This window comes from Streptomyces sp. MGP-BFMKR1 (assembly GCF_057766585.1).
In genome coordinates this window covers 4,268,192-4,285,398 of record NZ_CM173408.1, presented here as the reverse complement: position 1 = coordinate 4,285,398, position 17,207 = coordinate 4,268,192, and the positions used below count along the sequence as shown (strand labels likewise).

Genomic DNA, 17,207 nt, shown 5'->3' with positions numbered 1-17,207 from the left:
CCCACACCAACGCCAACATCAGCGCCAACGCCAACGCCAACGCCAACAGCAACAACAACACCCACGCCAACGTACGTACCACCCGGTCGCGCCCGCCCCACCCGCAGAGGCCCCACAGGCGCCCCGCAGGTGCCCCGCGAACGCTTTCGGTGGGCGCGGACAAGAAGGGGTGGGGGCCGCGGAAGGCGTGGCCCGTGGAAGGGGAGGTCTGTGGCGACGGACGAGGAACTGCTGACGCGCTCAAGAAGCGACGCGTCGGCCTTCGAACCGCTCGTGGAGCGCCATTCGCGCGCGCTCCACGGCTACTTCGCGCGCCGTGCGCCCGGCGCGGCGGACGACCTGCTGGCCGAGGCGTGGCTACGGGCGTACGCGGGGCGCAACACGTACGACGCCGCACGCGGGCCCGCCCGGGCGTGGCTGTTCGGCGTGGCCCGCAACGTACTGGCCGCGCACTGGCGCGGACAGGAACGGCGCGCGTCCGCCACTGCGTTCGCCGACGAGGCGAGCAGCGATCCGTGGCACGCCGTCGACCGGCGGTTGGACGCGGCGGCGGTCGGGCCGCTGATGCGCCAGACGCTGGCCGAGCTGCCGGCCGTGGAACGGGAACTGCTGTTGCTGATCGCGTGGGAACAGCTCAGCCCCACCGAGGCAGCGGTCGTCGTCGGCGTGCCCGCGGGCACGGCCAGGTCCCGGCTGCACCGGGCGCGCACGCGACTGCGTGCGGCGCTCGGCCCTTCCGCCCCGCTTTCCCTGACAGGAGACCTCGCATGACCGGCCAGGACACGCACACCGACGACGGCGCCCTCCTCGACTTCCCCGGTGCCGGGCGGTTGCGCGCCGCGGGCAGGGTCGCGCCGCCGTCGGCGGACGTCGTCGCAGCGGCGCTGGCCGCGGTGCGGTCGGCGGCCGACCCGGCGGCGGGCGCCGAGCAGGCGACAGGCGCCGGCCAGGCAGAGGTGGCCCACCAGGCGGAGAGGGCCAGCCGGGTCGAGGCAGTCGATCCGCTCATCGGACTCGAACGGGAGCCGGCGGCCGAGATCGTTCCGGCTCGGACGTGGCGGCGGCGCCTGCCGGTGCTGGTCTCGGCGGCGGCGGTCGCGGCGATCGCGCTGGGGGCCACGCTCCAGCCCTTGTCGGACTCCGGTGACGCGCGGGTCTCCCCGGCGGCCGAACGGGCGGGGACGGCCCCGTACTGGGAGGTACGGACCCTCCAGTGGAACCGGACCCTCGACCGGGACCAGCGGCCGGACGAGTCGTACGAGACGATCTGGGTGAGCCGGAGCGGCACGCGCGGGAAGCCCGGCAACGGCCTGGTGCAGGACTACACCCGGGAGGACATGGGCGGCACGGTCTGGGTGGTCTGCGGCAAACCGGTCGGGTGGGACGAGCTTCGGAAGCTGCCCACCGACCCGGCGGCGCTACGGTCCCGGCTCGTCGGCAAGGCCACCGGGGACTCGGTGCCCGAGGAACTCTTCGACGGCATCGAGGACCTGCTCGCCCGGTCACCCGCCGAACCCAGGTTGCGGGCCGCGCTGTTCGAGGTCCTCACCGGCATCCCCGGGGCGCGCGTGACGGAGCGGGCCAAGGACAGCACGGGTCGCGCCGGCACGGTCGTCGAACTGGACGCCGACACCTGGCGTCGGCAACTGATCGTCGACACCAAGGCGTTCCACGTCCTCGAGACCGTGGACCGGGCGCGGAACGACGGCCTGGCATGGGGGAGCCAGAAGCTCCGATCCGGGGACGTCATCCACCGCACCACCTACCTCTCGGTCGGCCCCGCCTGGCAGCAACCGCCCCTGTCCCCACTGAAGTAACCGCCCGAACTGTCGCCAGGTCGCGCGCCGGCCCCGCCACCTTGTCCGGTCACCACAATCCCTCCCCCACGAAACGGTCACTCGCCGCCCTGAAGACACCTCACGACGCTGGCATGATCCCGTAAGGGTGCAGCAGGCGCTCTGTAGTAACCGAACACCCCAAGGGGGCTCGTGTGAGCCGTAGCGATCGTGTGTTGGTGACGGGTGTCGGTGCGATGACGCCGCTGGGGGCCGATGCGCCGTCGACGTGGGCGGGGCTGTTGGACGGCAGGTCGGGAGCGCGCCTCCTGGACGAGGAGTGGGCCGCGGACCTGCCGGTGCGCGTGGCGGCCGGGCTTACGGTGGACCCCGCCTCCCTGCTGCCACAGGCCGAGGCCAGGAAGCTGGACCGTGGCGAGCAGGTCGCCATCCTCAGCGCGCGGGGGGCCTGGCAGGACGCGGGGGTTCCGCGGGTCGAACCGGAACGGTGCGCCGTCGTGTCGGCAACCACGCCGCGGTGACGGCGACGAAGCCGATGACGGGGCACACGATCGGCGCGTCGGGAGCGGTGGGCGCCATGGCCGCGCTGTTCGCGCTGTTCGCGCTCAGGGACGGCGCGCTGCCGGCCACCCGCAACCTCGACGAGCTCGACCCACGCGTGGAACTCGACGTGGTACGCGGCGAACCGCGCACCGGTCAGTGGTCCGCCGCCCTGGCCAACTCGTTCGGCTTCGGCGGCCATAACGTCAGCCTCGTCCTCACCAGGTGACGCCGCGCCCCTGCCCGACCACCACGCGCCGCCGGGCGCCGTGCGACGTGCTCGCACCAGCGGCTCGTGTCATCGCGCGGACGTGGTGGTGGCGGGGCGCCGGACTTCCACGATGACCGCGGTGCCGGCCACGGATCGGTCCTCGTGCATGGTGATCCGCTGGCCGGGCCGGACGTGCGTCCAGTGGGAGGGGGTGAGGGGTACGAGGCGCACCGTGGCTCGCCCGCCGGGCTCCAGCACGGGCATGTTCTCGACCCAGAGCCTGGCGATGCTGACCGCGCGTCCGCCGGTGGGTGAGAGGAGTCCGATGTCCCACATAGGCCGCAGGACGCTGGCGCCGGAGAGGGGCGTCGTACGTCGCGCCTCGGCGGCGGGGCGGAGCGTCAGGGCCGCGCGGATCACACCGTTGCGGAGTTCGGAGCATCGCCAATGGCACCACGCCGCGCTCCGTTCCAGCCGGAGCTGATCAGCCGCTTCGGCGAGCTGTTCCCAGAAGGCCAGCGGGAGCGAGCGAGCCTCCCCCAGCTCCTCCAGCAGGCCCAGGGCGATCTCCCACTCGTCGTCAACGAGGCAGTCCCAGATGTCTCGCACCGTGATGTCGTTCTCGGTGGCGGTCTCTTCCGGAACCAGCAGGGAAGCCGCTTCGAGCAACTCGGGGACGTCCATGCGCTCATCCTCGACCACAGGCATGTGCTGCCCGGCTCGCATTGTCAGACCCTCCGCCTAGTGTGCGGCGAGATGGGGCCGGTTCCGAGGCCACCAGCACCGGAGAACGGCAGCCTCCCTGGTCTGCTCGGGGGCGGCTTCGGCCCAACCAGCGTCCAGGCACCGTCGAGGGCCACGAGCGCAGCCTGTCAGCCCGGCCCCATCTCACCCAGGGAACGGGCCATGCCGCGATGATGCCAAGCGGCTTCCGCCGAGCCGAGAGGTCAGCCCGGCCGTGACCCCGAACCCGCCGCCGTACTCGCCGAGGCGCCCCGCCTCGTGGACTTGCTGCCATTCGGTGGGGGAGGCGGCTGCGATCGGTGTGAGCGCGGGGCTTTGGGGTTCGGCACGGCATACGAGGCCCCACACCCACCCCCTACGTCTGCGCCATGTCCACGAACCGCGAGTAGTGGCCCTGGAAGGCGACCGTGATCGTCGCCGTCGGGCCGTTACGGTGCTTGGCGACGATCAGGTCCGCCTCGCCCGCCCGGGGCGACTCCTTCTCGTACGCGTCCTCGCGGTGCAACAGGATGACCATGTCGGCGTCCTGCTCGATCGAGCCTGACTCACGCAGGTCGGAGACCATCGGCTTCTTGTCCGTACGCTGCTCGGGGCCACGGTTGAGCTGGGACAGTGCGATCACCGGCACCTCCAGCTCCTTGGCCAGCAGCTTGAGGTTACGGGACATGTCCGAGACCTCCTGCTGCCGGCTCTCGGGCCTTCTGGCGCCGCCCGACTGCATCAGTTGGAGGTAGTCGATGACCACGAGCTGGAGGTCGTTGCGCTGTTTGAGGCGGCGGCACTTGGCGCGGATCTCCATCATCGACAGGTTCGGCGAGTCGTCGATGTACAGCGGGGCCGCGGTCACCTCGGGCATCCGGCGGGCCAGCCGGGTCCAGTCGTCGTCCGTCATGCTCCCGGACCGCATGTGGTGCAGCGCCACCCGCGCCTCGGCCGAGAGCAGTCGCATAGCGATCTCGTTGCGACCCATCTCCAGCGAGAAGATGACGCTCGGGAGATTGCCCTTGATCGAACAGGCCCGGGCGAAGTCCAAAGCCAGGGTGCTCTTACCCATCGCGGGACGCGCCGCGATGACGATCATCTGTCCCGGGTGCAGCCCGTTCGTCAGCGAGTCGAGGTCCGTGAAGCCGGTCGGCACGCCGGACATCTGGCCGCTGCGGGAGCCGATGGCCTCGATCTCGTCGAGCGCGCCCTCCATGATGTCCCCGAGCGGGAGGTAGTCCTCGCTGGTGCGCTGCTCGGTGACGGCGTAGATCTCGGCCTGGGCGTTGTTGACGATCTCGTCGACGTCGCCGTCCGCCGCGTATCCCATCTGCGTGATGCGCGTGCCCGCCTCCACCAGCCGGCGCAGCACCGCCCGCTCGTGGACGATCTCCGCGTAGTACTCCGCGTTGGCGGCAGTGGGCACGGACTGCACGAGCGTGTGCAGATACGAGGCGCCGCCGACCTTGGTGATCTCCCCGCGCTTGGTGAGCTCGGCCGCCACCGTGATCGGGTCGGCCGGCTCGCCCTTGGCGTAGAGGTCGAGGATGGCCTGGTAGATGGTCTCGTGCGCGGGCCGGTAGAAGTCCTGGCCCTTGAGGACCTCCACCACGTCGGCGATGGCGTCCTTGGAGAGCAGCATGCCGCCGAGAACGGACTGCTCCGCGTCCAGGTCCTGCGGCGGTACGCGCTCGAAGCCCGAGCCGTCCCAGCCACCGCCCTCGCGCCCCCGGTCGTGCTGGTCGTCGCGGCGGCCCTGGCCACGGCCTTCGCCCCGGCGGGGGCGCGGCGTCGTGGGCAGTCGATCACCGGGGCCAGCGTCGGGCCAGGGGTCGTCCATGGGCTCGGGCATGCTCACCCCGCCACCTCCTCCCGTCCGCGACGCGGACCCTCGCCGTGCTCTTCTTTCTTACGGCACGGCTCTGACAAACAGGACGCTCGACTCCGCTTACGGCGCGTCGAGTTCGACGCTCCTCACGCCAGAAAAAGGGTGCGCGCGCCGGACCACGGTAGGCCCGCGAAAGCCGTCCGCCAATCTGGTTATCCACAGGCCATGTGGATGATCGAAGCCATCCTGTGGAGAACTCCCGGAAAGCTGTGCATGGGGCGGGGGACGGCGCTGTGGACAAGCAGCCCTCCAACCCACGCCCACCCTCGTGAGCTGGGCTTTTCTTATCCCAGGGCTGTGCAGAAGAAAAACTTGCCCAGTCGGCCGAAGATCGCGACAAACGGCACAGAGAGCACCACGCAGAGCGACCTCAAGTAAGGACTCCTCAGTGATTGCATCTCTTACCTGTGGACGATTACATTGGGCCGCATGATCCAGGCTCCCGCGAAGGACCGGCGCGCGCGCGGCCGGCACGATCGAGAGATCATTGCGCTCGCCGTTCCCGCCTTCGGCGCCCTCATCGCGGAGCCCCTCTTCGTGATGGTCGACAGTGCCATCGTCGGCCATCTGGGCACGCCGCAACTCGCCGGACTCGGCATCGCGGCGGCCCTGCTGCTGACCGGGGTCAACATCTTCGTCTTCCTCGCCTACGCCACCACGGCCGCCGTCGCCCGCCGGGTGGGCGCGGGCGATCTGCCCGGTGCCATCCGGCAGGGCATGGACGGCATCTGGCTCGCCCTGCTCATCGGCGCCGCCGTGGTCACGGTGGTGCTGCCCACGGCGCCCGGCCTGGTCGATCTCTTCGGCGCCTCCGACACCGCCGCGCCCTACGCGATCACCTACCTCCGCATCAGCGCCCTCGGCATTCCCGCCATGCTCATCGTCCTCGCCGCCACCGGCGTGCTCCGCGGCCTCCAGGACACCCGCACTCCGCTCTACGTCGCCATCGGCGGCTTCGCCGCCAACGCCGCGCTCAACGCCGCACTCGTCTACGGCGCCGGCCTCGGCATCGCCGGCTCCGCCTGGGGAACCGTCATCGCGCAGTGGGCCATGGCCGCCGCCTACCTCACCGTGGTGGTACGCGGCGCCCGTCGGCACGGCGCGTCGCTGCGCCCGGACGCGGCCGGCATACGCGCCTGCGCCCAGGCCGGAGTGCCGCTCCTGGTGCGCACCCTCTCGCTGCGTACGGTCACCCTGATCGCCACCGGCGTCGCGGCCAACCTCGGCGACACCGAGGTCGCGGCCCACCAGATCATCCTCACCCTGTGGAGCCTGCTGGCCTTCGCGCTGGACGCCATCGCCATCGCGGGCCAGGCGATCATCGGCCGCTACCTCGGCGCCGGCGACAAGGAGGGGGCCCGCGCCGCCTGCCGCCGCATGGTCGAGTGGGGGATAGCCTCCGGCCTGGTGCTCGGCGTGCTCGTCATCCTCGCCCGCCCGCTGTTCATCCCGCTCTTCACGTCCGACCAGGTCGTGCAGGACGCGCTGCTCCCCGCGCTGCTGGTCGTCGCCATCTCCCAGCCCATCTCCGGCGTGGTCTACATCCTCGACGGCGTGCTGATGGGCGCGGGCGACGGTCCCTACCTCGCCGTGGCGATGATCATCACCCTGGCCGTCTTCGCACCGGTCGCCCTCCTCGTCCCCACCCTCGGAGGCGGACTCACCGCCCTGTGGTGGACGATGGCGCTCATGATGACCATGCGGATGCTGACCCTGTGGATACGCACCCGCTCGGGCCGCTGGCTGGTCACGGGCGCGACCCGGTAACCCCCGCACCACCGTCCGCCTTCGCACCGCCGTCCACCTTCGGGCTTCCGCCCTCCGGGCCGCCCAGGGCGACCACCGTTTCACGTGAAACAGCCCCGGCCACGCACCGAAGACCGGCAACCGGCAACCGGCACCCACCGCGTACACCGTCATCGCCCCGGGCCGCCGGCACCGCCAGCACCGCCACCGGCCGCCGCACCAGCCCCGCCATCGGCCCGGCCCCGCTCCCGCACCGGCCATGTTTCACGTGAAACCGCCGCGCGCCCGGCCGGCAACTCACAGCCGGCCACTCACAGCCGGCCACTCACAGCCGGCAGCCCGCACTACATACCGCCGCATGCTCCCGCGGACACATGCACGAACGCGGTACGAGGGAAGCGGGACGAGGGCGCCGAGGGCGGAAGCCCGCACGTTTCACGTGAAACAGCGACAGCGAACGCACACGGAAACCCCCATCGCCCGCACCCACGCACCCGCGCACCCGCGCACCCCCGCCAGGCAACGCGAAGGGGCCGCACCCCGCAGGGTGCGGCCCCTTCCACCGTCATGCTGTGCGAACACAGCTCATCGGCGTGCTTGCGGTCAGGCCGCGACGACCTCGACGCCGACCTTGGCCGAGACCTCGGGGTGCAGGCGCACGGACACCTGGTGCGCGCCCAGGGTCTTGACCGGCGTGCCGAGCTCGATGCGGCGCTTGTCCACGTCCGGGCCACCGGCGGACTTGATCGCCGAGGCGATGTCAGCCGGGGTCACCGAGCCGAAGAGGCGGCCGGCCTCGCCGGCACGGGTCGCGAGCTGGACCCGCAGACCCTCGAGCTTGGCCTTGATCTCGTTGGCCTGCTCGATCGTGGCGATCTCGCGGATGCGACGACCGCGACGGATCTGCTCGACGTCCTTCTCGCCACCCTTGGTCCAGCGGATCGCGAGACCGCGCGGGACCAGGTAGTTGCGAGCGTAGCCGTCCTTGACGTCGACGACGTCGCCCGCGGTGCCGAGGCCGGAGACCTCGTGGGTGAGGATGATCTTCATCTGTCAGTCACCCTTCCCTTTATCGCGCGGACGAGGTGTAGGGCAGCAGCGCCATCTCACGGCTGTTCTTCACAGCCGTGGCGACGTCACGCTGGTGCTGCGTGCAGTTGCCGGTCACGCGGCGGGCACGGATCTTGCCACGGTCGGAAATGAACTTCCGCAGCATGTTCGTGTCCTTGTAGTCCACGTACGCGGTCTTGTCCTTGCAGAACGCGCAGACCTTCTTCTTCGGCTTGCGCGGAGGCGGCTTCGCCATGGTGTTTCTCCTGTGTGATCAAGAAGGGTGTGATCGCCCCTCAGAGCTCGCGCTCTAGAAGGGCGGCTCGTCCGAGTAGCCGCCGCCCTGCTGGCCGCCGCCGGAGCCACCGCCCCAGCCGCCGCCACCTTGCTGGCCGCCGCCGGCCGGCGCGCTGGTCGCCCAGGGGTCGTCGGCGGGAGCACCGCCGCCGCCCTGCTGGCCGCCACCGGAGCCGCCGCCCCAGCCGCCGCCACCCTGACCGCCGCCCTGGCCGCCGCCGAAGCCGCCGCCACCGCCCTGGCCGCCGCGACCGGAGGTCTTGGTGACCTTGGCCGTGGCGTTCCGCAGGCTGGCGCCGACCTCGTCGACGTCCAGCTCGTAGACCGTGCGCTTGATGCCCTCGCGGTCCTCGTAGGACCGCTGCTTCAGTCGGCCCTGCACGATGACGCGCATGCCGCGCTGGAGCGACTCGGCGACGTTCTCCGCTGCCTGGCGCCAGACCGAGCAGGTCAGGAAGAGGCTTTCGCCGTCCTTCCACTCGTTGGTCTGACGGTCGAAGGTGCGGGGAGTGGACGCGACACGGAACTTCGCGACCGCCGCGCCGGACGGGGTGAAGCGCAGCTCGGGGTCGTCGACAAGATTGCCGACGACCGTGATGACGGTCTCGCCTGCCATTGGATGAACCTCTCGGCGGGTGTGCTGCTGGCTGCTGTGCTACTCAGGACGCGTCCCGAGCACCGCTGAACGCTTACGCGGTCAGTGGGTCTCGGGGCGCAGGACCTTGGTCCGGAGGACCGACTCGTTCAGGTTCATCTGGCGGTCGAGCTCCTTCACGACCGCAGGCTCGGCCTGCAGGTCGATGACCGAGTAGATGCCCTCGGGCTTCTTCTTGATCTCGTACGAGAGACGCCGACGGCCCCAGGTGTCGACCTTTTCCACCTTGCCGTTGCCCTCACGGACGACGGAGAGGAAGTTCTCGATCAGGGGAGAGACTGCGCGCTCCTCCAGATCGGGGTCGAGGATGACCATCACCTCGTAGTGACGCATGTGGAACCCACCTCCTTTGGACTCAGCGGCCACGGTCGTTCCGTGGCAGGAGGGTCGTGATGCGTAGCGCCTGGTGCGGACCGGGTACCCCTGGGGGCTCTGGGCAGACACCGGCGCAGACCGTACACACTACCCGGGACGGTGCTTCCGGTTGAAATCCCGCCGCGTCTGACCGCAACCTTGAGGCATCGAGTGTGAGCGGCGTTACTCCTCGCCGCCCCGCGTCCCTCGCAGGACCCGGAGGTTCCCATGGCCCAGGCAGCACGTTCCCAGCACGGTCTTCTCTCCTTCCTCGACACCGACGGCAAGCCGCATCCGGTGGAGAACACCTTCGCCGCGGCGACCATCGTGCTCGGCGTGGTGGCTTTCGTCACAGCCATGTTCCACGACCTGCACCTGATCAGCTCCTGGACGGGACTGGTCGGCATCGTGACCGGTGCCTGGGGTCAGTTCATCTCGGCGACCACCGCCGAGCGGTTCGTACTGATCATCGGGTTGGGCGCCGCCGCCATGGGCTTCTTCCTCGGCATGGCGCACGGCGGCCTCTTCGGCGGCGTGCTGGGCTGACGCCCGCCGCACGCCCCGGGCCCCGAGCGGCCCTCGGCGCGCGCCGTGCCGTCACCGTCCCCGACGCTCCCCGCCCCCTCGTACCGCTCGTCCCCGACCCGTTCCGCGCGGGCCGGGGGCGGGCGGCGCGCTGCCCGCGCTCCCCGCCGCCACGGGAAACCCGTACCACGCTCTTCGCCGTAGGCCCGGCCGGTGACGTGCCCTGCCACAGTAGGCTTCGCGGCGAGAGCCGGAGCCCCGACACTGGGGACACACCTGCCGAGGAGCGCCCCGCAATGAGCCTGACCCTGAGGACCATCAGCCGCGAGCAACATCTGGCGTACATCCAGAGTCTGCCGGCGGCGAGCCACATGCAGGTTCCGGCGTGGGCGGACGTCAAGACCGAGTGGCGCTCGGAGAGCCTGGGCTGGTTCGACAGCACGGGCCAGGTCGTCGGCGCCGGCCTGGTGCTCTACCGGCAGCTCCCCAAGATCAAGCGGTATCTGGCCTACCTACCCGAGGGCCCGGTGCTGAACTGGTACGCGCCGAACCTGGAGGACTGGCTGCGGCCGATGCTCGCGCACCTCAAACGGCAGGGCGCGTTCTCGGTGAAGATGGGCCCGCCCGTGATCATCCGGCGCTGGGACGCCGCCGCGATCAAGGCCGGCATCCAGAACCCGGACGTCAAGCGGCTGCGTGACGTGGAGGCCACCCACATCGAGCCGCGCGCCTTCGAGGTCGCCGAGCGGCTGCGGAAGATGGGCTGGCAGCAGGGCGAGGACGGCGGCGCCGGCTTCGGCGACGTCCAGCCGCGCTACGTCTTCCAGGTGCCGCTGGAGAACCGCTCGCTGGAATCCGTCCACAAGGGCTTCAACCAGTTGTGGCGGCGCAACATCAAGAAGGCCGAGAAGGCGGGCGTCGAGGTCGTCCAGGGCGGCTACGAGCACCTGGGCGAGTGGCAGCGGCTGTACGAGATCACCGCCGAGCGCGACCACTTCCGCCCGCGTCCGCTCAGCTACTTCCAGCGCATGTGGACGGCGCTCAACAGCGAAGACCCCAACCGGATGCGGCTCTACTTCGCCATGCACGAGGGCGAGGCGGTGGCCGCCGCCACGATGCTGATCGTGGGCGGGCACGTCTGGTACTCCTACGGCGCCTCCGCCAACCACAAGCGCGAGGTGCGCCCGTCGAACGCGATGCAGTGGCGCATGCTGCGCGACGCGTACGCGCTCGGCGCCAGCGTCTACGACCTGCGCGGCATCAGCGACTCGCTCGACGAGACCGACCACCTCTTCGGCCTGATCCAGTTCAAGGTCGGCACCGGCGGACAGGCGGCCGAGTACCTGGGCGAGTGGGACTTCCCGCTGAACAAGCTGCTCCACAAGGCGCTCGACATGTATATGTCGCGCCGCTAGGGCCCGCGGCGGGACCTCGTACGAACGAGCGCCCACCGCCCGCTCGCCCGACCACGCCGGGAGTAACCGGCACCCGCACCGACCACGATGAACCCCGAGCCGACTGACGAGAAAGGTCTCCCACCAGCCATGGCGCTCACCCTCTACGTCGACACCGCGCGGTGGCGGGCCCACCAGCAGAGCGTCCTCCAGCAGTTCCCTGGCATGGTCCCGGTCTGTAAGGGCAACGGCTACGGCTTCGGCCACGAGCGGCTGGCCGAGGAGACCACCCGTATCGGCTCCGACATCCTGGCGGTCGGCACCACCTACGAGGCCGCGCGCATGAAGGACACCTTCAGCGGCGACCTGCTCGTCCTCACGCCCTTCCGCCGCGGCGAGGAGCCGGTGCCGCTGCCCGACCGGGTCATCCGCTCGGTCTCCTCGGTCGACGGCGTGTACGGCCTGGTCAACGCCCGCGTCATGATCGAGGTCATGAGCAGCATGAAGCGGCACGGGGTGACCGAGGAGGACCTGCCGAAGCTGCACGCGGCGATCGAGAACGTGCGGCTCGAGGGCTTCGCCATACACCTCCCGCTGGACCGCACCGACGGCTCCGACGCGGTGGAGGAGGTCATCGGCTGGATGGACCGGCTGCGCGCGGCGCGGCTGCCGCTGCACACCATGTTCGTCAGCCACCTCAAGGCCGAGGAACTGGCCCGGCTCCAGCAGCAGTTCCCGCAGACCCGCTTCCGCGCCCGGATCGGCACCCGGCTGTGGCTGGGGGACCACGACGCGACCGAGTACCGGGGCTCGGTGCTCGACGTCACCCGGGTCTCCAAGGGCGACCGCTTCGGCTACCGGCAGCAGAAGACCGCGGGGGACGGCTACCTCGTCGTCGTCGCCGGCGGCACCTCGCACGGCGTGGGCCTGGAGGCCCCCAAGGCGCTGCACGGCATGATGCCGCGCGCCAAGGGCGTGGCCCGGGCGGGCCTGGCGACCGTGAACCGCAACCTGTCGCCGTTCACCTGGGCCGGGAAGCAGCGCTGGTTCGCCGAGCCGCCGCACATGCAGGTGTCCATCCTCTTCGTCCCGAGCGACGTGCCGGCCCCCCAGGTCGGCGACGAACTGGTGGCCAGCCTGCGCCACACCACCACCCAGTACGACCGGATACTGGACCGCTGACCCGGCGCGAGCGCCGTCGGGGCCCGCCCGCCCCGCCGTCCCGCGCCTCCGACAGGCCCCGCGCTCACGTGCGGGGCCTGCGGCGTTTCCCGTGCCACCGACCGCCCCGGGGCCGGTCGCCCGCCGGGCCCGTGCGCTACTCCAGGTACGTGCCGCCGTGCGCGCCACGGCCGGCCCGGCCCCCGTGCGGGTACGCGTCGCCCGGGCCGTGCCTGACCACGGGCCGGCGCAGCGTGAACGCGTCCGGCGCCCCGTCGAACACGCCCCCCGACGGGTCGTCGGAGCCGTCCCGGCGCACCGGGTCGTACTCGGGCAGCAGCACGTCCCGGACGACCACCGCGCACAGGTAGAGCGTGCCGAGCAGGTGCAGCACGATGGCCAGTTGGTAGCCCTCGGTGGGCAGCCCGTGGTGCTTGTCGCCGCTGTGGGTGTACGCCAGGTACATCCAGACGCCGAGGAAGTACAGCAGTTCGCCGGCCTGCCAGATGAGGAAGTCGCGCCAGCGGGGCCGGGCGAGGGCCGCCAGCGGGACCAGCCACAGCACGTACTGCGGCGAGTAGACCTTGTTGGTCACGATGAACGCGGCGACCACCAGGAAGGCGAGCTGTGCCAGCCGGGGCCGGCGCGGGGCGCACAGCGTGAGGGCGCCTATGCCGATGCAGGCCAGCAGCATCAGGAGGGTGGCGTAGGTGTTGGCGTCGTCCAGCGGGTTGCCGGAGCGCTGGGAGACGATCAGCCAGACGGAGCCGAAGTCGACGGGCCGCTCCTGGCTGAAGGTGTAGAACTTCTTCCAGCCCTCCCTGATCGCCAGGTCGCCCTGCTGGTCCTGGGTGAGCATGACGGGCAGGTTGACCACGAGCCAGGCCGCCGCGGCGCCCGCGATGGCCGACCACCAGGCGCGCCAGCGCCGCGCGCGCAGGCACAGCAGCAGCAGCGGGCCGATCAGCAGCACGGGGTAGAGCTTGGCGGCGGTGGCGAGCCCCAGGAGCACGCCGGCGGCCAGCGGGCGGCTGCGGGACCACGCGAGCAGGGAGGCGGCGGTGAGCGCGACCGCGAACAGGTCCCAGTTGACGGTGGCGGTCAGCGCGAAGGCGGGGGCCAGCGCCACCAGCAGCCCGTCCCAGGGCCGCCGCCGGTGGGTGCGGGTCACGCAGACGGCGATGACGACGGCGCACACCATCAGCATCCCGGAGTTCACCAGCCAGTAGATCTGGGCCCGGTGCTGGTCGCTGCCGTCGTGCGGCGTGAGCCAGGAGGCGACCTCCATGAACAGCCCGGTCAGGACCGGGTATTCGAGGTACTCCATGCTCCCGGCGACGTCCTGCGGGATGCGGTCGAAGTACGGGACGAGGTCGATGGAGAAGCCGCGGCCGGCGTACAGGTGGGGGATGTCGGAGTAGCAGGCGCGCGTGTACTGGGTGGTGGTGCCGAAGAACCAGCCGCCGTCGTAGCAGGGCACCTTCTGCGCCATGCCGAGGGCGAACATGCCGATCGTCACGAGCGCGATGATCCGCACCGGCGTCCACCAGTTCACGCCGGACAGCGCCCGGCGCCCGACGGGCCCGCCGATCAGCTCGCTGCCGGCCGCCGCCACCTCGTCCTCGGCGGTGGGCCGTACGGGGTTCCGGGCGGCGGTGGCACGCGGGTGGGGGCCGTGGGCGCTCGTCATGCGCACATCCTGCCGTACGAGGGGCGCGGCGGCGGTGTGGGCCGGTGCCGGGGGCCGCCGCATGGGCACGTACCCGGCACGCGACGGGCACACGGCCACCGCACCCGGCCGCCGCGCCCGGGGCACGGGCTCGGCCCGCTGGCTCCCGGCAACGCCGCAGGGCGGGCCCGCGAACGGACCCGCCCTGTGGATCTTCCCTCACCTCGCCCGCGCCGCCCGGCCGTAGCCGGGGGCTGGCGGGCGAGAGCGGCTACAGCCAGCCGTGCTCGTTGTCATCCTCCGTGGGCGTCGTGCTGGGCGAACCGCCGCCCGGACCGCCCGGACCGCCCGGCCCGCCGGGATCGCCACCACCCGGCCCGCCCGGATCGCCACCGCCCGGTCCGCCCTCGTCACCGCAGGTCGGATCGAGGGGACCGCAGGTGTCGGTCGGCGTCGTCGGGGGCGTCGTCGGCGGTGTCGTCGTGGGCGTCTCGGTCGGGGTCGTCGGAGGCGTCGTGGTGGGCGTCTTCGTCGGCTCCTCGGTCGGCGCCTCCGTCGTCGGCGGTGCCGTCTGCGTGGGCGGCGGGCTGGCGCCGTCCCCGTAGATCTTGTCGCCGATCGGGGAGGGCTTGGGGAAGGTCAGCTTCTTCTCGTTCTTGAGCGCTTCCTTCATGTAGCCGGCCCAGATCTTGGCCGGGTACGAGGCACCGTGGATGCTCTCGGAGCCGGTGTCGGAGCCCACGCCGTACATCGGCAGGAACTTCTGGTTCTTGGCCTGGTCGTCGACCCGCCACATGCCGATCGCGGTGGAGAGCTGCGGGGTGTACCCGGCGAACCAGGCCGACTTGTTGTCGTCGGTGGTGCCGGTCTTGCCCGCCGCCTCGCGCCCGATCCGCGCGGAGGTGCCGGTGCCGTCCTCGACCACGGTCTTGAGCACGTCGGTGACGTTGTCCGCCACGTTCGGCTCAAACGCCTGCTCGATCTTCTCCTCGTGCACGTACTCCTCGGCCCCGTCCCGCTCGACCTTGGTCACGGAGTACGGGTCGGCCTGCTTGCCGCTGGCCGCGAACGTGGCGTACGCGCCGGCGAGCCGGATCGCGCTCGGCGACGACGTGCCGAGCGAGAACGTCGGGGTGATGGAGGCGAGTTGGCTCTTGCTGAGTCCGGCGGCGAGCGCCGCGTCGCGCACCTTGTCGGTGCCGACGTCCATGCCGAGCTGGATGAACGGCGTGTTCACCGAGAACTGCATGGCGGTGCGCAGGTCGATCTTGCCCCTGCTCTCGTCACCGTCGTTGCGCTGGTGCCACTCCTTGCCGTCCTTGTCCAGCCACACCTCGCCCTTGTAGTCCCGCAGCGTCACCTTGTTGTCGCCGTTGTAGATGCTCTTGGGCGAGACCAGGGTGCGTTGTTCTCTGGACTGTTCGGGGGGCAGGGCAGGATCGCGCTTGCCGTCCGTCATGGCCGCCGCCAGTACGAACGGCTTGAACGTGGAGCCGACCTGGACGCCGGTGTCGTCCGCGTTGTTGGTGTAGTGCTCCAGCGCGTTCTTGCCGCCGTAGATGGCGACGATCTTGCCGGTCCCCGGCTCCACGGACGCCCCACCGAACTGGACGTGTTTGTCCTGCGGGCGCTTGTCGGGCCGGATGTTCTCCTTGGAGACCTTGTTGACCGTCTTCTCCAGCGCCTTCATCTTCTCGCGGTCGAAGGTGGTGTGGATCTGGTAGCCACCGCGGTCCAACTCGGCCTTGGAGATGTCGGAGTTGGCGATGATGTAGTTGTCGGCGAGGTCGGTCAGATAGCCGATCTGACCGGCCTTGTTCGTCGCCAGCTTGGGCTTCTGCGGCTCGGGGAACTTGGTGATCTTCTCCCGCTCCGCGCTGTCGAGCCGGCCGACCTTGACCTCACGGTCCAGCGTCCACGCCCAACGCGCCTCGGCCCGCTTGCGGTTCTTCTCCTTGGTCGCCGCCATGCCCTGGCCGCCGGCCGGGTCGTAGAGGTTCGGACCGTTGAGCGTCGCGGCGAGGAACGCGCTCTCGCTCGTGGTCAGGTCCTCGCAGTCCTTGTCGTAGAACGCGCGGGCCGCCGCCTGGATGCCGTAGGCGCCACGGCCGTAGTAGGCGGTGTTCAGGTAGCCCTCGAGGATGTCGTCCTTGTCCTTGGTGGCGCCCACCTTGATGGAGATGAAGAGCTCGGTGACCTTGCGCTTGAGCGTCTGCTCCTGGCCCAGGTAGGTGTTCTTCACGAACTGCTGGGTGATGGTCGAACCACTCTGCGTCTGGCCGCCCTTGGCCATGTTGACCACCGCGCGCGCCACACCCATCGGGTCGACGCCGGCGTCGTCGTAGAACGAGGCGTTCTCGGCGGCGATCACCGCGTTCCGCATCGACTTGGGGATCTTGGAGAGCGGCACGATCTGCCGGTTCAGGTCGCCTCCACCGGAGACGACCATCTGCTTGCCGTCCGCCCAGTAGTAGACGTTCTTCTGCGTCTTGGACGCGGCCTGCGCCGTGGGGACCTCCACCAGCATCAGCGCGATGCCCACCGCGCCGACCAGCAGCGCGAAGAAGACCAGGCAGGTGCCGGTGACCAGCTTCCAGGAGGGCATCCAGCGCTTGAAGCCGCGCTTGCCCGCCCGCGGGTAGTCGATGAACCGCTTCTTGGTACGGCCCGTGGCGCCCGCCCCACGGCCGCGCCCGCGCCCGCCTCCGGCACCGGCCGCGCCCGCGGCTCTGCGTCCTCCTCCAGCCCCACCGGCGCCGCCGGGCGCGCCGGGCCCACCGGCGCCGGCCGCCCCGTGGGCCGCGCTCGCTCCGGCCCCGGCCCCGGCGCCCGCTCCCGCGGCTCCGGCTCTCCGGCGGCCCCCGCCCCCGCGGGCCGCACGGCGGGACTCGGCCCGGCCGCCGCGGGGCGCTCCCGCGTCGGGTGACTCATACGCATCGGAGCCCGGCCCCGTACTGCTCGGTGGTGGCGCTGCGCGGCGGCCTGGCGGCTGCTGCGCCGCGCGCCGGGCCGCTGCTCGTCCGCCGCCCTGGGGCTGCGGCGGCTTGCGACGGTGCTCGCTCATGGAACGACTACTCCTCGGGCAGGCGCGATCGCCTGGAAGCGGCAAGTGGCTTGCGGTCCCCCCAACGTGCGCGCCAGCGCCGAAGGGCGGCCGGACGCACGGCATCCAGGACGAAGACGCCTCGCGGCGCC

General features: G+C 71.1%; 16 protein-coding genes. 8 read left to right on the top strand and 8 right to left on the bottom strand.

Annotation, left to right across the window (positions count from 1 at the left end; genetic code table 11):
- The first annotated feature begins 210 nt into the window (after positions 1-210).
- From AC3CHW_RS16535 to AC3CHW_RS16520, 4 genes are all read left to right on the top strand, one after another.
- Entirely contained in the window at positions 211-771 is a 561-nt protein-coding gene (locus AC3CHW_RS16535) for an RNA polymerase sigma factor (protein ID WP_488466929.1), read from the top strand.
- Positions 768-1,817, top strand: a complete 1,050-nt coding sequence (locus AC3CHW_RS16530) for a hypothetical protein (protein ID WP_488466928.1) — start codon at positions 768-770, stop codon at positions 1,815-1,817. Before AC3CHW_RS16535 ends, AC3CHW_RS16530 begins: the two co-directional genes overlap by 4 nt.
- A gap of 197 nt (positions 1,818-2,014) precedes the next feature.
- Positions 2,015-2,317 (top strand): beta-ketoacyl synthase N-terminal-like domain-containing protein, encoded by a 303-nt coding sequence (locus tag AC3CHW_RS16525; RefSeq protein ID WP_488466927.1) that lies wholly within the window; start codon positions 2,015-2,017, stop codon positions 2,315-2,317.
- Positions 2,314-2,565 (top strand): hypothetical protein, encoded by a 252-nt coding sequence (locus AC3CHW_RS16520; RefSeq protein WP_488466926.1) that lies wholly within the window; start codon positions 2,314-2,316, stop codon positions 2,563-2,565. Before AC3CHW_RS16525 ends, AC3CHW_RS16520 begins: the two co-directional genes overlap by 4 nt.
- Before the next feature lie 69 nt (positions 2,566-2,634).
- Here AC3CHW_RS16520 and AC3CHW_RS16515 read toward each other — a convergent pair whose 3' ends face one another.
- Positions 2,635-3,231 carry a hypothetical protein gene (locus AC3CHW_RS16515; protein ID WP_488466925.1) on the bottom strand — a complete coding sequence of 199 codons (597 nt, stop codon included), beginning with the start codon at positions 3,229-3,231 and terminating at the stop codon, positions 2,635-2,637.
- A 415-nt stretch (positions 3,232-3,646) separates the two neighbouring features.
- Positions 3,647-5,125 (bottom strand): replicative DNA helicase, encoded by a 1,479-nt coding sequence (gene dnaB, locus AC3CHW_RS16510; RefSeq protein WP_277324159.1) that lies wholly within the window; start codon positions 5,123-5,125, stop codon positions 3,647-3,649.
- A 465-nt stretch (positions 5,126-5,590) separates the two neighbouring features.
- Between dnaB and AC3CHW_RS16505 the strand changes: the two genes are divergently transcribed.
- The gene (locus AC3CHW_RS16505) at positions 5,591-6,928 is read left to right on the top strand and encodes an MATE family efflux transporter (RefSeq protein ID WP_488466924.1); all 1,338 of its coding nucleotides are present in this window, start codon (positions 5,591-5,593) and stop codon (positions 6,926-6,928) included.
- Between the two features lie 582 nt (positions 6,929-7,510).
- On the opposite strand, the gene rplI is transcribed toward AC3CHW_RS16505, so the two are convergent.
- The 4 genes from rplI to rpsF form a co-directional block, all read right to left on the bottom strand.
- Positions 7,511-7,957 (bottom strand): 50S ribosomal protein L9, encoded by a 447-nt coding sequence (gene rplI / locus AC3CHW_RS16500; protein WP_176162894.1) that lies wholly within the window; start codon positions 7,955-7,957, stop codon positions 7,511-7,513.
- A gap of 19 nt (positions 7,958-7,976) precedes the next feature.
- Positions 7,977-8,213 carry a 30S ribosomal protein S18 gene (gene rpsR, locus AC3CHW_RS16495; protein ID WP_004950692.1) on the bottom strand — a complete coding sequence of 79 codons (237 nt, stop codon included), beginning with the start codon at positions 8,211-8,213 and terminating at the stop codon, positions 7,977-7,979.
- Between the two features lie 54 nt (positions 8,214-8,267).
- Entirely contained in the window at positions 8,268-8,870 is a 603-nt protein-coding gene (locus AC3CHW_RS16490) for a single-stranded DNA-binding protein (protein WP_488466923.1), read from the bottom strand.
- 81 nt (positions 8,871-8,951) lie between these two features.
- A complete protein-coding gene (rpsF, locus tag AC3CHW_RS16485) occupies positions 8,952-9,242 on the bottom strand; it encodes a 30S ribosomal protein S6 (protein WP_006604399.1) in 291 nt (96 codons plus the stop codon).
- A gap of 249 nt (positions 9,243-9,491) precedes the next feature.
- Here rpsF and AC3CHW_RS16480 point away from each other — a divergent pair, with 249 nt between their 5' ends.
- The 3 genes from AC3CHW_RS16480 to AC3CHW_RS16470 all read left to right on the top strand — a co-directional run bounded on the left by AC3CHW_RS16480 (position 9,492) and on the right by AC3CHW_RS16470 (position 12,364).
- A complete protein-coding gene (locus tag AC3CHW_RS16480; protein ID WP_176162896.1) occupies positions 9,492-9,809 on the top strand; it encodes a hypothetical protein in 318 nt (105 codons plus the stop codon).
- Positions 9,810-10,084: 275 nt separating this feature from the next.
- Positions 10,085-11,203 (top strand): lipid II:glycine glycyltransferase FemX, encoded by a 1,119-nt coding sequence (locus AC3CHW_RS16475; protein ID WP_176162897.1) that lies wholly within the window; start codon positions 10,085-10,087, stop codon positions 11,201-11,203.
- 129 nt (positions 11,204-11,332) lie between these two features.
- Positions 11,333-12,364 carry an alanine racemase gene (locus tag AC3CHW_RS16470; protein WP_176162898.1) on the top strand — a complete coding sequence of 344 codons (1,032 nt, stop codon included), beginning with the start codon at positions 11,333-11,335 and terminating at the stop codon, positions 12,362-12,364.
- Between the two features lie 136 nt (positions 12,365-12,500).
- Here the strand turns inward: AC3CHW_RS16470 and AC3CHW_RS16465 are convergent, their stop codons facing one another.
- The gene (locus AC3CHW_RS16465; RefSeq protein ID WP_488466922.1) at positions 12,501-14,033 is read right to left on the bottom strand and encodes a glycosyltransferase family 87 protein; all 1,533 of its coding nucleotides are present in this window, start codon (positions 14,031-14,033) and stop codon (positions 12,501-12,503) included.
- Positions 14,034-14,283: 250 nt separating this feature from the next.
- Positions 14,284-17,076, bottom strand: coding sequence for a transglycosylase domain-containing protein (locus tag AC3CHW_RS16460; protein ID WP_488466921.1), 2,793 nt, complete (start codon positions 17,074-17,076; stop codon positions 14,284-14,286).
- Between the last annotated feature and the right edge of the window lie 131 nt (positions 17,077-17,207).

Coding starts and splice junctions, on each gene's coding strand:
- AC3CHW_RS16530 (WP_488466928.1), top strand. CDS start 768: ATGACCGGCCAGGACACGCACACCGACGACGGCGCCCTCCTCGACTTC.
- AC3CHW_RS16515 (WP_488466925.1), bottom strand. CDS start 3,231: ATGGACGTCCCCGAGTTGCTCGAAGCGGCTTCCCTGCTGGTTCCGGAA.
- dnaB (WP_277324159.1), bottom strand. CDS start 5,125: ATGCCCGAGCCCATGGACGACCCCTGGCCCGACGCTGGCCCCGGTGAT.
- AC3CHW_RS16505 (WP_488466924.1), top strand. CDS start 5,591: ATGATCCAGGCTCCCGCGAAGGACCGGCGCGCGCGCGGCCGGCACGAT.
- rplI (WP_176162894.1), bottom strand. CDS start 7,957: ATGAAGATCATCCTCACCCACGAGGTCTCCGGCCTCGGCACCGCGGGC.
- rpsR (WP_004950692.1), bottom strand. CDS start 8,213: ATGGCGAAGCCGCCTCCGCGCAAGCCGAAGAAGAAGGTCTGCGCGTTC.
- AC3CHW_RS16490 (WP_488466923.1), bottom strand. CDS start 8,870: ATGGCAGGCGAGACCGTCATCACGGTCGTCGGCAATCTTGTCGACGAC.
- rpsF (WP_006604399.1), bottom strand. CDS start 9,242: ATGCGTCACTACGAGGTGATGGTCATCCTCGACCCCGATCTGGAGGAG.
- AC3CHW_RS16480 (WP_176162896.1), top strand. CDS start 9,492: ATGGCCCAGGCAGCACGTTCCCAGCACGGTCTTCTCTCCTTCCTCGAC.
- AC3CHW_RS16475 (WP_176162897.1), top strand. CDS start 10,085: ATGAGCCTGACCCTGAGGACCATCAGCCGCGAGCAACATCTGGCGTAC.
- AC3CHW_RS16470 (WP_176162898.1), top strand. CDS start 11,333: ATGGCGCTCACCCTCTACGTCGACACCGCGCGGTGGCGGGCCCACCAG.
- AC3CHW_RS16465 (WP_488466922.1), bottom strand. CDS start 14,033: ATGACGAGCGCCCACGGCCCCCACCCGCGTGCCACCGCCGCCCGGAAC.
- AC3CHW_RS16460 (WP_488466921.1), bottom strand. CDS start 17,076: ATGAGCGAGCACCGTCGCAAGCCGCCGCAGCCCCAGGGCGGCGGACGA.